At 60.5% G+C, this 12,859-nt stretch carries 10 protein-coding genes; 1 reads left to right on the top strand and 9 read right to left on the bottom strand.

Annotated features, from left to right (window positions below; genetic code table 11):
• Nucleotides 1–825: 825 nt before the first annotated feature.
• The 9 genes from MA884_RS18705 to MA884_RS18665 form a co-directional block, all read right to left on the bottom strand.
• Entirely contained in the window at nucleotides 826–1,557 is a 732-nt protein-coding gene (locus MA884_RS18705) for a helix-turn-helix transcriptional regulator (protein ID WP_256231893.1), read from the bottom strand.
• 195 nt (nucleotides 1,558–1,752) lie between these two features.
• Nucleotides 1,753–2,280 (bottom strand): inorganic diphosphatase, encoded by a 528-nt coding sequence (gene ppa, locus MA884_RS18700; protein WP_256231892.1) that lies wholly within the window; start codon nucleotides 2,278–2,280, stop codon nucleotides 1,753–1,755.
• Between the two features lie 111 nt (nucleotides 2,281–2,391).
• Entirely contained in the window at nucleotides 2,392–3,204 is an 813-nt protein-coding gene (locus MA884_RS18695) for a zinc-dependent peptidase (protein ID WP_256231891.1), read from the bottom strand.
• A 6-nt stretch (nucleotides 3,205–3,210) separates the two neighbouring features.
• Nucleotides 3,211–3,867 (bottom strand): DedA family protein, encoded by a 657-nt coding sequence (locus MA884_RS18690; protein WP_256231890.1) that lies wholly within the window; start codon nucleotides 3,865–3,867, stop codon nucleotides 3,211–3,213.
• Between the two features lie 384 nt (nucleotides 3,868–4,251).
• Nucleotides 4,252–4,713, bottom strand: coding sequence for an N-acetyltransferase (locus tag MA884_RS18685; RefSeq protein WP_092394658.1), 462 nt, complete (start codon nucleotides 4,711–4,713; stop codon nucleotides 4,252–4,254).
• 106 nt (nucleotides 4,714–4,819) lie between these two features.
• Complete coding sequence (gene eutC, locus MA884_RS18680; protein ID WP_256231889.1) at nucleotides 4,820–5,644, bottom strand: ethanolamine ammonia-lyase subunit EutC; 825 nt, start codon at nucleotides 5,642–5,644, stop codon at nucleotides 4,820–4,822.
• 11 nt (nucleotides 5,645–5,655) lie between these two features.
• Nucleotides 5,656–7,050, bottom strand: a complete 1,395-nt coding sequence (locus tag MA884_RS18675) for an ethanolamine ammonia-lyase subunit EutB (RefSeq protein ID WP_047229473.1) — start codon at nucleotides 7,048–7,050, stop codon at nucleotides 5,656–5,658.
• A 57-nt stretch (nucleotides 7,051–7,107) separates the two neighbouring features.
• A complete protein-coding gene (gene eat, locus MA884_RS18670; RefSeq protein WP_256231888.1) occupies nucleotides 7,108–8,556 on the bottom strand; it encodes an ethanolamine permease in 1,449 nt (482 codons plus the stop codon).
• A 279-nt stretch (nucleotides 8,557–8,835) separates the two neighbouring features.
• Nucleotides 8,836–10,356 (bottom strand): aldehyde dehydrogenase family protein, encoded by a 1,521-nt coding sequence (locus MA884_RS18665; RefSeq protein ID WP_256231887.1) that lies wholly within the window; start codon nucleotides 10,354–10,356, stop codon nucleotides 8,836–8,838.
• Between the two features lie 434 nt (nucleotides 10,357–10,790).
• Here MA884_RS18665 and MA884_RS18660 point away from each other — a divergent pair, with 434 nt between their 5' ends.
• Nucleotides 10,791–12,695, top strand: a complete 1,905-nt coding sequence (locus tag MA884_RS18660; RefSeq protein WP_256231886.1) for a sigma-54-dependent Fis family transcriptional regulator — start codon at nucleotides 10,791–10,793, stop codon at nucleotides 12,693–12,695.
• The last annotated feature ends 164 nt before the right edge of the window (nucleotides 12,696–12,859 follow it).

Here is a 12,859-nt window from a genome sequence, read left to right as displayed (position 1 = left end):
GGTGACTATTAAAGTTTTTTACATCTGGAAGCATCATTTCTTTGTCGTAACGCGACGTGATTCTGTGGAGTCTACCCTTTTTTCTACAATGTTTTCTCATAAGGCTTGCAAGTTTTTTTGGTTGCGGTTGAGGCATTAAAATAATTTTCGCCAAGTTTAGGTGTTTTCCGTTTTTGTAAGAAGCAGGGTTACAGTTGTTGTCGGTGCGAAGTGCCACTCATGCGCGTACTAATAACTGCCCGTATGCCCCTTGCTAGCGATGTTAGCGCTATTCGAAAAACAGCCCCTTTGATCGTCGCACATTGGTCGGCGGCTTATATTCTCAATACGCTGGCCCAGCTGGTCTATGTAGAAATAGTTGATTCGGACAGGGTTGTTAGAAAAACGACAGTCGAATTGCAAAGACCTTAGTATGATCTATCCGAATGAGTGAATAGTTTATTTTAGGTGGTCTGGAGAAATTAAAAAGCCGGCTTATGGCCGGCTTCTCGTTGACTAACTCAGTTCGTTTTTGACAAACCTCACCAGCCTTCAAAACGTACATCCGGCTCTTGCGGCCGGCTGTGGGACTTGGTCAGAAAGTGATCTGCCTTGTCGGTGCGAGGTGTGGGCTCGCAAATGTGGGGCGGAGGATACGCGGGTTTGCTTCAGAATCCCAGTGGTAAGTGGTGTGGAATCATTGGGTTAGGGGTGAAAGAGCAAAAGATCGCAGGCTTCGCCAGCTCCTACAGAGCCCAGCGGGAGCAAGCTCCCTCGCCACAAAAGCTTGCTGTCACAAAGGCTCCTCAGCGCAAGGAGCTTTGCCTGTCTGCCCGTTCGGGTGGGTTAGTCGAACACCGGCGGTCGCTGTTTGTTGAGGGTTGACCACCAGAACACCCAGCCAATCACCCTTATGTGTTGCGCATCAATCTGTTCGGCGCTGAAGACTTCGTCGGGGTAGGCGGTGTTGTTGTGGCTGCGCAGGCGCAGTCGGTTGCCGGGGATGCGGTGCAGGTATTTGATGCGCAGCATCCCGTCGTGTTCAAGCGCATAGATTTGACCATCAACGACTTGGGTCAGGCCGCGGTCGATGGCGAGGGTGGAGCCGTCTTCGATGCGTTCGGCCATGCTGTCGCCGACCATGGTGGTGCAGATGGCATCGCCGGGGTCGATTTCCAGGGATTCTAGGTGGCTGCGGGGCAGGCGGATGGTTTGGTCGGGGATTTCGATGATGTGGGTTTTGGTTTCGCCGGGGGCGATGGGGGCTTCCTTGTAGAGGGGCAGTTCGATGTCCGTGGTTTCTTGCACGCTGTAGACGCCATCGTTTTCGGCGGCTTCATAGGTGATGCCCGGGCCCAGGCCCAGTGGAGTCTGCGGGCCTTCGCCGGTGGCGAGCCATTGCGGGCTGACGGTCAGCAGGCTGGCGATGGAGTAGATGCGCCCTGGCGGGATGCCACGGTTGAACCAGTTGTTTATGTGCTGGGATTTCACGCCGTATAACTTCGCGAAGTCGGCGGATCGGATATTTGCTTCTTTTAGAAGGGCTCTGAAGCGGTCGCCACTGGAAAGTATTTTCATAAACGGAAAGTTTAGGGGCGACTGTGTTTTCGGCAATAAACATGTCGTGCAAATATATAAGACGATCTTTCCGTTTGCAGGATTTGAAAGGGGCGGGCTAAACGCTGTTAAACTCTATTAATACAACTTCGTATTTATCATTATTAAGACATAAAAAAACCCCGGTGCACACCGGGGTTTTTCTTTACTTCAGTCTCAGCCTTTGTAGGCGGCAACCGACTTGGTGATCGCTTCGCGGGCGGCATCAGCACCGGCCCAGCCTTCGATCTTGACCCACTTGCCTTTTTCGAGATCCTTGTAGTTCGCGAAGAAGTGTTCGATCTGCTGGATCAGCAGCGGTGGCAGGTCGGTGTATTCCTTCACGTCGACGTACAGCTGCGACAGTTTGTCGTGCGGTACGGCGAGGACTTTGGCATCGCCGCCGCCGTCGTCGGTCATGTTCAGGATGCCGACCGGACGGGCGCGGATGACCGAGCCTGGGGCGACTGGGTAAGGGGTCACGACCAGCACGTCGAGGGGGTCGCCGTCGTCGCCCAGGGTGTTGGGGATAAAACCGTAGTTGGCCGGATAGAACATCGGGGTGGCCATGAAACGGTCAACGAACAGGCAATCGCTGTCTTTGTCGATTTCGTATTTGATCGGGGCGTGGTTGGCCGGGATTTCGATCGCGACGTAGATGTCGTTCGGCAGGTCTTTGCCAGCCGGAATCTTGCTGTAGCTCATTGGGCGGTGCCCCCGTTAGTTGACCAAATGACTGGTCGGATTGACCAAAAAGTGGCGGCGATTATAGGCATATTCAGCCGTCGATGCCACGTTACAAGGGTCTTAGAGACCTTAGTATGACGCTTGATAGACCGGATCTTCGGCTTGAAGTTGCCGCAGCCGGGCCAGCGGGTCCTGGCGGTAGAACGCCTTGAGCTGTTCATAGACCCGCGGGTACGCCTGGTGCAGCAGGTCTGGGGCGCTGAAGAAGTATTCGCTGGTGACGGCGAAGAATTCCGCCGGGTTCTCCGCTGCGTAGGGATCGATGACGGTTTCTGCGTCCGGATCCTGGTCCAGTTGGCGGTTGAGGTCGTCGAAAGCCTGTTGCATGGCCTCGGCCCAGTCTTTGACCCGCATGGCGGCATGCAGCGGCGGCAGGCCGTTGGCGTCGCCGTTGAGCATGTCGAGTTTGTGCGCCAGTTCGTGGATCACCAGGTTGTAGCCCTCCCAGCCGCCGCTGGCCAGCACCCCGTCCCAGGCCAGGATGATCGGGCCCTGGGGCCAGGCTTCGCCGCTGTGTTCGCCGTCCCATTCGTGCTCGATGCCGCTGGCGTCGCGGTAGCGCTGGGGGCTGAGGAAGTCGTCGGGGTAGAGCACAATTTCGTGAAAGCCCTGATACCAGTTCAGTTCGCCCAGGTGCATCAGCGGCAATTGGGCCTGGGCGGCGAGCAGCAGGCGTTGTTCCTGGTGCAGCTCGACGCCGGGCAGGGCGCTCAGGTGTTTGTCATGCAGGAACAGCACGCAGGCTTCGCGCAGCCATTGGTCTTCGGCGGCGCTGATGCCGTCGAGAAAACTCAACTGGTGGCGCACCCGCTGCCAGGTTTCCTCGCTGACGGGATGTTTGGCGAGGGTGCGTTGCCGGCGCCAGCCGCTCAGGGACCACATGGGCGATCAGCGTGGTTGGGCTTTCGAAGCGCTGCGGGCCAGGCGGCTGCGGACCACGCCGATGATCATCGGCACCAGCGACAACAGGATGATGCCCACCACCAGCAGCGACAGGTTTTGCTTGATGAACGGTACGTTGCCGAAGAAGTAGCCGAGGCTGACCAGGCCGCCGACCCACAGGATGGTGCCGAAGACGCTGAAGCCGAAGAAACGCGGGTAAGGCATTTTCGCCACGCCGGCGACGAAGGGCGCGAAGGTGCGCAGGATCGGCAGGAAGCGCGCCAGGGTCACGGTTTTGCCGCCGTGTTTGTCGTAGAAATCGTGGGTTTGTTGCAGGTAGTCGCGGCGGAAGATTTTCGAGTTCGGGTTGCTGAACAGCCGTTCGCCCGCCGTGCGGCCGACGAGGTAGTTGGTGCTGTCGCCGAGGATCGCCGCCAGCATTAGCAGGCCGCCGAGTAGCACCGGGTCCATGCCGCCGCCGGCTGCTACCGCGCCGGCGATGAACAGCAGGGAATCGCCCGGCAGGAAGGGCATCACCACCAGGCCGGTTTCGCAGAAGATCACCAGGAACAGGATGGCGTAGATCCACGGCCCGTAGTTGGTCACCAGCAGGTCGAGGTACACATCGAGATGCAGAATGAGGTCGAGGGGGTTGAAATCCATGCAAAGCACCTGTGGTCGCGGCCTGACTGGGTGGGGCCTGTGGGTCGGGCTTCGAGTAAGGCTACAACGCGTGTAGCTTTTTCTTACAAGCCGGGAAGAGCGGCATTATACGGGCAGGAGGGGGCGGTGCGTGGTGAGTTTGTAGCGGGGGATTTCGGTGGTGTTGTGGCTGGGTAAAGGCTCTTGTGGCGAGGGAGCTTGCTCCCGCTGGGGCGCGAAGCGGCCCTAAATCAGCCGGCCCGCTCAATCTGATACACCGCGTGCTCAGGTTTTGGGGCTGCTGCGCAGCTCAGCGGGAGCAAGCTCCCTCGCCACGGGGGTTGTGTTGTGTCAGGGATATTAGTGTGGTGAGGGTTCCCTCACCACTGAGGTATTGCTGTCGGCTCAGAGCTCTTCGCTGATCGGCAACACGTAGTTCTTGAACTCGGTATCTTCCTTGAACCCAATCGACTCGTAGGTTTTCTGCGCCACGTCGTTGTTGCTGCTGGTGGAGACGCGCATGCGTACGGCGTTGGTTTCCTTGGCCATTTTTTTCGCGGTGCGGATCAGGTTGTCGGCTACCAGTTGGCGGCGGGCGTCTTCGGCGACGTAGATGTCGTTGAGGATCCACACGCGCTTGAGCGACAGTGACGAGAAGCTTGGATAGAGCTGGCAGAAGCCCAGCAACCGGTTGTCATCGTCATCGGGCAACGCCAGGTAGATCACCGATTCCTTGCGGCGCAGGCGTTTTTCGAGGAAGGCTCGGGACGAATCCGGGTAGGGCAGCGAGCCATAAAATTCCCGGTATTTGACGAACAATGGGGTCAGCAGGTCCAGGTGTTCCAGGGTCGCTTGGATAATCCGCATAGTAGGTCTCGTCTGCAAAGGTCGACAGATACTCTGACAACAACGGCGTTCTGCCGTGCTTCGATGCTGCCTGAAAGCGGATCAAAAACGCAATGTTGTAAACGGATCAGCTTCGGGGCGGCATCAGTAGGAAATTACCTTTCATATCGGCGGCGTTTTCCGAGTCTAAAGTTTGGACCTGGGCGTCGTCCTTCAGATTGACCCCTGAGAGCTGTCTGCGGCAGGCCTCGCGCATCAGGTAGATCAGGCGATGAGCAGCCATGCCATAGCTCAAACCTTCGAGGCGGACGTTGGAAATGCAGTTGCGATACGCATCGGTCAGGCCGACCTTGGGGTTGTAGGTGAAATACAAACCCAGGCTGTCGGGGGAGCTGAGCCCGGGGCGTTCGCCGATCAGGATCACCGACATTTTTGCGCCGAGCCGCTGCGCCACCTCATCGGCCACCGCGACGCGGCCCTGTTCCACCAGAATCACCGGCGAGGTTGACCAACCATCTGCGGCGGTCTGTTCTTCCAGCCGGGCCAGGAACGGCAAAGTGTGGCGATGCACCGCCAGCGCCGACAGACCGTCAGCTACCACGATGGCCAGGTCTACGCCGCCGGGGTGGGCCGCTGCGTAGTCCTCCAGGATTTGTACGGAGGACTCGTCGAGCCGTCGGCCCAGGTCCGGGCGCTGCAGGTAGCTGTTGCGGTCGCTGGCCGCGCTGTGGAGCAGCAGGCTTTCGCGGCCGCGTTCAGTCAGTTGCGCGCGAATGCCTTCATGATCGAATGCCAGGTGCACCGCATCGCGGGCCTGGGCGTGAGCGTACTGGAAGTCCAGTTGCGCCGAGGTTGGCAGGCTGGTGCCGGTGCGGCCCAGGGCAATGCGCGCCGGGGTGAGGTTGCGCAGATTCAGCCAAGGGTTTTGTGGATCTACAGGTTTTTTATCCATGGGCAGTTCTCTCATCCCAAATGAGCTAATGCGTGACGAAACGCCGGTGGCAGGTTGTCGCCGAACCGCACCCGGCCATCGGCCTGGGTGAAAATGCCCATGTTCGCCAGCCAGGTCTCGAATTCCGGCGCCGGCTTCAGGCCCAGGGTCTGGCGGGCGTAGAGGGCGTCGTGGAACGAGGTGGTCTGGTAGTTGAGCATGATGTCGTCGGAGCCGGGGATGCCCATGATGAAGTTGATCCCGGCCACGCCCAGCAGGGTCAGCAGGGTGTCCATGTCGTCCTGGTCGGCTTCGGCGTGGTTGGTGTAGCAAATGTCGCAACCCATCGGCACGCCCAGCAGTTTGCCGCAGAAGTGATCTTCCAGGCCGGCGCGGATGATCTGTTTGCCGTTGTACAGGTATTCCGGGCCGATAAATCCTACGACGGTATTCACCAGAAACGGCTTGAAATGCCGTGCGACGGCGTAGGCCCGGGTTTCGCAGGTCTGTTGATCGACGCCGTGGTGGGCGTTGGCTGACAGGGCGCTGCCCTGGCCGGTTTCGAAATACATCAGGTTGTTGCCCAAGGTGCCGCGATTCAGGCTCAGCCCGGCGTCGTAGCCTTCCTGCAAGACGTTCAGGTTGATGCCGAAACTGGCGTTGGCCGCTTCGGTGCCGGCAATGGACTGGAACACCAGGTCCAGGGGCACGCCACGGTTCGCCGCTTCAATGGAGGTGGTGACGTGGGTCAGCACGCAGCCTTGGGTCGGGATGTCGTAGCGCTGGATGATGGCGTCGAGCATTTCCAGCATGGCGCAGATCGACGCTGTGCTGTCGGTGGCCGGGTTGATGCCGATCATGGCGTCGCCGTTACCGAAGAGCAGGCCGTCGAGGATGCTCGCGGCGATGCCGGCGGGTTCATCGGTGGGGTGGTTGGGTTGCAGGCGGGTGGACAGCCGCCCGCGCAGGCCGAGGGTGCCGCGAAACTTCGTCACCACGCGGATTTTCTGCGCCACCAGCACCAAATCCTGCACGCGCATGATCTTCGACACGGCGGCGACCATTTCCGGGGTCAGGCCCGGGGCCAGTGCCCGCAGGCTGTGTTCGTCGGCCGCGTCGCTGAGCAGCCAGTCGCGAAAACCGCCGACCGTAAGATGGCTGACGGCGGCGAAGGCCTGTTTATCGTGGGTGTCGACGATCAGCCGGGTGACTTCGTCGTCCTCGTAAGGAATCAGCATTTCTTGCAGGAAATGGCTGAGGGGCAGGTCAGCCAAGGCCATTTGCGCTGCTACTCGTTCGCCATCGTTGAGCGCCGCGACCTCGGCCAGAAAATCCCCGGAACGCGCCGGGCTGGCCTTGGCCATCAGGTCTTTGAGGCTGTCGAAGCGGTAGGTCTGGGCGCCGACCGTGTGTGCAAAACTGGCCATACAGGTTCTCCGTGACGGCGCCGCTGGGCGGCGCCGTGGTTTTCGGCGTTTTACAACTCAGTGCAAGGCTTCTTCAGCTTTCTGAATGGCCGCGAATTCTTCTTCGGGCGTGCCTGCTACCAAGTGATGCCGACTGTAGAACGCGAAGTAAGCAATTAACACTCCATAGATGATCGCGGCGCCGATGACCACCCGCGGATCCACCAGAAAGCCCGCCACCACGGCGATGCATGCCAGTACCAAGGCCACGCCCGAGGTGAAGATGCCGCCCGGTGTGCGGTATGGCCGGTCCATTTTGGGGCGACGGATGCGCAGGGTGATGTGCGCGGCCATCATCAGCACGTAGGAGATGGTGGCGCCGAACACCGCCACCAGAATCAGCAGATCGCCCTGGCCGGTCAGGGACAGGCCGAAACCGATGATGCCGGGGATGATCAGCGCCAAGACCGGTGCTTTGCTTTTATTGGTTTCGGAGAGCTTGCGTGGCAGGTAACCGGCGCGAGACAGCGCGAAGATCTGCCGCGAGTAGGCGTAGATGATCGAGAAGAAACTGGCGATCAGGCCCGCCAGGCCCACGAGGTTGACGAAGTTGCCCATCCAGGTCGAGCCGCCGTAGGCCTTGGCCAGGGCTTCCACCAGCGGGTTGCCCGAAGCCATCAGCGCATTGGAACCCGCGCCGCCTGGGCCGATCACCAGAATCAGCAGGGCAAACGCCACCAGCACCAGCATGGCGCCGATCAGGCCGCGCGGCAGGTCGCGCTTGGGGTTCTTGGTTTCTTCAGCCGCCAGCGGTACGCCTTCCACGGCCAGGAAAAACCAGATGGCATACGGAATGGCTGCCCACACGCCGACATAGCCGAACGGCAGGAATGGGCTGGCGCCTGTGGCCGCGGTGACCGGGATGTCCAGCAGGTTGGCGACGTCGAAGTGCGGCACCATCGCCACCAGAAACACGCCCAGTGCCAGGGCGGCGACGGCGGTGATGATGAACATCAGCTTGAGGGCTTCACCCACGCCGAATATGTGGATGCCGATGAAGATGATGTAGAACGCCAGGTAGATCATCCAGCCGCCAATGCCAAATAGCGATTGGCAATACGCACCGATGAACACCGCAATCGCCGCCGGGGCGATGGCGTACTCGATCAGGATCGCCGTGCCCGTGAGAAACCCGCCCCAAGGCCCGAATGCGCTACGGGCGAAACCATAGCCGCCGCCGGCGGTAGGAATCATCGAAGACAATTCGGCCAGGGAAAAACACATGCACAGGTACATCGCAGCCATCAGCAGCGTGGCGAGGAACATCCCGCCCCAACCGCCCTGGGCCAGGCCGAAGTTCCAGCCGGCGTAGTCCCCGGAAATGACATACGCCACCCCCAGGCCCACCAGCAGGACCCAGCCCGCCGCACCTTTTTTCAGTTCACGTTGTTGGAAGTATTCGGAGCCGACTTTTTCAAAGTCGACCGAGGAGGTTGCCGGTTGCGGGTTTGCATGATCGCTTGGCATAAGGGTTTACCTGTTTTTATTGTTTTTTGTCCAACCTGATCGCCGATTTAGCGCAGACCCCTGTGGGAGCGGGCTTGCTCGCGAAGGCGGCGGCACCTTGAGCAACTGTGTGACTGACACACCGCTTTCGCGAGCAAGCCCGCTCCCACAGTGGATTTGGGCCAACCCACAGAAAGAGAGTTATCCACAAATCCCTGTGGGAGCGAGCCTGCTCCGGGCGGCGATCCGACGATAGCTATCTAAAGGGCGAAGCAGGATGACCTGCCTCGCCCCGTCCGTTTAGAAGAACCCCAACGGATTGATGTCATAGCTCACCAGCAAATTCTTGGTCTGCTGGTAATGATCGAGCATCATCTTGTGCGTCTCACGCCCAACGCCGGACTTCTTGTAACCACCAAACGCAGCATGCGCCGGGTACAGGTGGTAGCAGTTGGTCCAGACGCGACCGGCTTTGATCGCCCGGCCCATGCGGTAGGCGCGGTTGATGTCGCGGGTCCAGAGACCTGCGCCGAGGCCGAACTCGGTGTCGTTGGCGATCGCCAGGGCTTCGGCTTCATCCTTGAAGGTGGTGATGCTCACCACCGGGCCGAAGATTTCTTCCTGGAACACGCGCATCTTGTTGGTGCCCTTGAGCAGGGTCGGCTGGATGTAATACCCGGTCGCCAGGTTGCCGTCGAGTTTTTCCACCTTGCCGCCGGTCAGCAGTTCGGCGCCTTCGCCCTTGGCGATTTCCAGGTACGAAAGAATCTTGTCGAATTGCTGCTCGGACGCCTGGGCGCCGACCATGGTGTCGGTGTCCAGCGGGTCGCCGCGCTTGATCTGCAGGACTTTGTTCATCACAACCTTCATGAACTCGTCGTAGATCGACTCCTGCACCAGGGCGCGGGAAGGGCAAGTGCAGACTTCACCCTGGTTGAAGAACGCCAGCACCAGGCCTTCGGCCGCTTTTTCGATGAAACTCGGCTCGGCCTGCATGATGTCTTCGAAGAAGATGTTCGGCGACTTGCCGCCCAGTTCCACGGTGGACGGGATGATGTTTTCGGCCGCGCATTTCATGATGTGCGAGCCGACCGGGGTCGAGCCGGTGAAGGCGATCTTGGCGATGCGCTTGCTGGTGGCCAGGGCTTCACCGGCTTCTTTGCCGAAACCTTGCACCACGTTCAGCACGCCGGGCGGCAGCAGGTCGCCGATCAGCTCCATCAGCACCGTAATACCCAATGGAGTTTGCTCGGCCGGCTTGAGCACCACGCAGTTACCGGCGGCCAGGGCCGGGGCGAGTTTCCAGGCGGCCATCAGGATCGGGAAGTTCCACGGGATGATCTGTCCGACCACGCCCAGCGGTTCATGGATGTGATAGGCCACAGTGTTGCCGTCGATTTCGGCAGCGCTGCCTTCCTGGGCGCGGATGCAACCGGCGAAGTAACGGAAGTGGTCAGCGGCCAGGGGGATGTCGGCGTTGAGGGTTTCGCGCACGGCCTTGCCGTTGTCCCAGGACTCGGTGATTGCCAGCACTTCGAGGTTCGCTTCGATGCGGTCGGCGATTTTCAGCAGGACCAGCGAACGGGCCTGGGCGGACGTGGCGCCCCAGGCATCAGCGGCAGCGTGGGCGGCGTCCAGGGCTTTTTCGATGTCTTCGGTCGTGGAACGCGGGAATTCGGCAATGGGCTGGCCATTGACCGGGGAAGTATTGGTGAAGTACTGACCTTTAACAGGCGCGACGAACTCGCCGCCGATGTAGTTACCGTATTTGCTCTTGAACGAAACGATAGCGCCTTCAGTACCGGGGTGAGCGTAACGCATGATGAGTTCTCCTTGGCTTTTGTGCTTATAAGGGAGCCGCGCCAATAAGCGCTGGTATTAAGCCTAGAGCAAAGGTTGGGCCATCGCCTTGCGGGGCCCGTAAATCAAGACTTTAGGAGGAGTTCGTCGGACAAACGGATGCCCTGCGTGACGATAGCGATACAGGGGGTGTGACAGTTTGTGCCAGATGCGAGACAGTCTGTGACCGACAGGTCGCGCCAGCATTGCAAAGCCGGTTGGGCTGGAGGATGCTGGGCCTCGATGCGAAGCTGACCGGGTAGGAGCTGTGTATGAGCTGTAGGAGCTGTCGAGTGCAACGAGGCTACGATCTTTCCCCTGTCAATTGAGTCCCAAGCGAAAGATCAAAATCAAAAGATCGCAGCCTTCGGCAGCTCCTACAGTAAGGCCGCAACCTTCGGGGAGAACAATAAGAAATGCACAGCAACCACTTGAGTCGCCATGCCCGGCAAGTCCTGACGGTCACCCAGGGCAAGGCCCATTTGCAGGGCCCTGGCAGCGATCCGTCGATTGCCCGCTCCTGGCTGCGCTGCCTTGAGGACTATCACCTCGACCCGGCGCAGAACCTGGCGCCGACGGTGCTTGAGCATGGCCGGGTGCTGGAAAGCCGCGAGCGCCTGCAACAGGTGTTGCACATCGCCGGCACGGAAATGACCAGTCTGCATCAACAACTCTCCGGCGCCGGCCACGCGGTGTTGCTGACCGACGCTCGCGGCGTGATCCTCAACTGCGTCACTGCCCCCAGCGAGCGCAAGATTTTCGAACGGGCCGGCCTCTGGCTCGGTGCTGACTGGAGCGAAGCCTGCGAAGGCACCAACGGCATCGGCACCTGCCTGGTGGAGCGCCAGGCCCTGACGATTCATCAGGAAGAACACTTTCGCGGGCGCCACACCGGCCTGACCTGCTCGGCCAGCCCGGTTTTCGACCCTCATGGCGAACTGCTTGCGGTGCTTGATGTGTCCTCGGCCCGGCCGGACGTGTCGCGCCAGAGCCAGTTCCACACCATGGCCCTGGTCAACCTCTCGGCAAAGATGATCGAGAGCTGCTATTTCCTGCGCTGCTTCGACAATCAATGGCTGCTGCGCTTTCACTTGCAGGCCGAGTCCGTGGGGTTGTTCAGCGAGGGGCTGCTGGCGTTCGACGGAGAAGGGCGGATCAGCGCCGTCAACCAGAGCGCGCTGAACCTGTTGGGGCATATTCGCGGTGGCTTGCTCGGTCAGCGGGTGGAAGACTTTTTCGATTGTTCATTGGATGAGCTGCTCGGACGGGCCAGCGCCCATGCCAGCGCCAGTTGGCCGTTGCGCACCCGTGACGGGCGGCATTTGTTTGCCGTGCTGCGAGGGCAGCCGCGCAGCGTGCCGGTCCCGGTCGTCCCTGCGTTTAAAACCATCGAGCCTGCCCGGTTGCCGGGTATCTGCCTGGGGGATGCGGCGTTGCAGGAACATTTTCGCAAGGCGCTGCGGGTGTTCGAGCGCGATGTGCCGCTGCTGATCCACGGCGAAACCGGCTCCGGCAAAGAAGCCTTCGCCAAGGCCGTGCATCATGCCAGCCAGCGCGCCGGGAAAAACTTCGTGGCGCTTAACTGCGCAGCCATCCCGGAAAGCCTGATCGAGAGCGAGCTGTTCGGCTATCGCGGCGGCAGCTTCACCGGTGCCCGCAAGGAAGGCATGCGCGGCAAGCTGCAACAGGCCGACGGCGGCACGCTGTTTCTGGATGAAATCGGTGACATGCCCCTGGCCTTGCAGACCCGTTTGCTGCGGGTGCTGGAAGATCGCCAAGTGGTGCCCATCGGCGGCGAACCCGAAGCGGTCAACGTGCGCATCATCAGCGCCACCCACCGTCAGTTGCTTGATCGGGTGCGCGACGGCAGTTTTCGCGAGGACTTGTACTACCGCCTCAACGGCCTGGAAATCCCGTTGCCGGCGTTGCGCGCGCGCAGCGACAAGTCCCAGTTGCTGGATTTTCTGTTGGCCGAAGAGGCGGGCGCCGAAGCGGTGTCCATCGACGAACCGGCGCGCCAGGCGTTGCTGGGGTTCGACTGGCCGGGCAACGTGCGGCAACTGCGCAATGTGCTGCGCACCCTTGCTGCGTTGTGCGACGGCGGGCGGATCGGACTGGAGGACCTGCCGGCGATGATTCGCCAGAGTCCGTCGGTGGTGGTTGAAACGGTGGCGGAACGCCCGCTGGAAGATGCCGAGCGGTTGGCGCTGCTCGATGCGCTGGAGCGCCAGCGCTGGCACATGACCCACACCGCCGAGCAATTGGGCATCAGCCGCAACACCCTCTACCGGAAACTGCGCAAGCACGCCATCGCTCGTTGAACCGCGTCGCGGCCATTCGCGAGCAAGCCTTGCTCCCACAGTTGACCGAGTCCCTCCAGGAAGAATGCGCTCAACTGTGGGACCGAGCCTGCTCGCGAAGGCGGCGGCACATTCAACATCCATGCAAGCTGATCCACCACTATCGCAGGCAAGCCTTGCTCCCA

The organism is Pseudomonas sp. Q11, assembly GCF_024494355.1.
Classification (GTDB): Bacteria; Pseudomonadota; Gammaproteobacteria; order Pseudomonadales; family Pseudomonadaceae; genus Aquipseudomonas; species Aquipseudomonas hefeiensis.
Note: the sequence above shows the minus strand (reverse complement) of the source record. Positions and strands in the feature narration are given on the sequence as shown.

Excerpts from the sequence above, each read along its gene's own strand:
- MA884_RS18705 (WP_256231893.1), bottom strand. The coding sequence starts at position 1,557 with ATGAAAATACTTTCCAGTGGCGACCGCTTCAGAGCCCTTCTAAAAGAA.
- MA884_RS18685 (WP_092394658.1), bottom strand. The coding sequence starts at position 4,713 with ATGCGGATTATCCAAGCGACCCTGGAACACCTGGACCTGCTGACCCCA.
- eat (WP_256231888.1), bottom strand. The coding sequence starts at position 8,556 with ATGCCAAGCGATCATGCAAACCCGCAACCGGCAACCTCCTCGGTCGAC.
- MA884_RS18660 (WP_256231886.1), top strand. The coding sequence starts at position 10,791 with ATGCACAGCAACCACTTGAGTCGCCATGCCCGGCAAGTCCTGACGGTC.
- ppa (WP_256231892.1), bottom strand. The coding sequence starts at position 2,280 with ATGAGCTACAGCAAGATTCCGGCTGGCAAAGACCTGCCGAACGACATC.
- MA884_RS18690 (WP_256231890.1), bottom strand. The coding sequence starts at position 3,867 with ATGGATTTCAACCCCCTCGACCTCATTCTGCATCTCGATGTGTACCTC.
- MA884_RS18695 (WP_256231891.1), bottom strand. The coding sequence starts at position 3,204 with ATGTGGTCCCTGAGCGGCTGGCGCCGGCAACGCACCCTCGCCAAACAT.
- MA884_RS18675 (WP_047229473.1), bottom strand. The coding sequence starts at position 7,050 with ATGGCCAGTTTTGCACACACGGTCGGCGCCCAGACCTACCGCTTCGAC.
- MA884_RS18665 (WP_256231887.1), bottom strand. The coding sequence starts at position 10,356 with ATGCGTTACGCTCACCCCGGTACTGAAGGCGCTATCGTTTCGTTCAAG.
- eutC (WP_256231889.1), bottom strand. The coding sequence starts at position 5,644 with ATGGATAAAAAACCTGTAGATCCACAAAACCCTTGGCTGAATCTGCGC.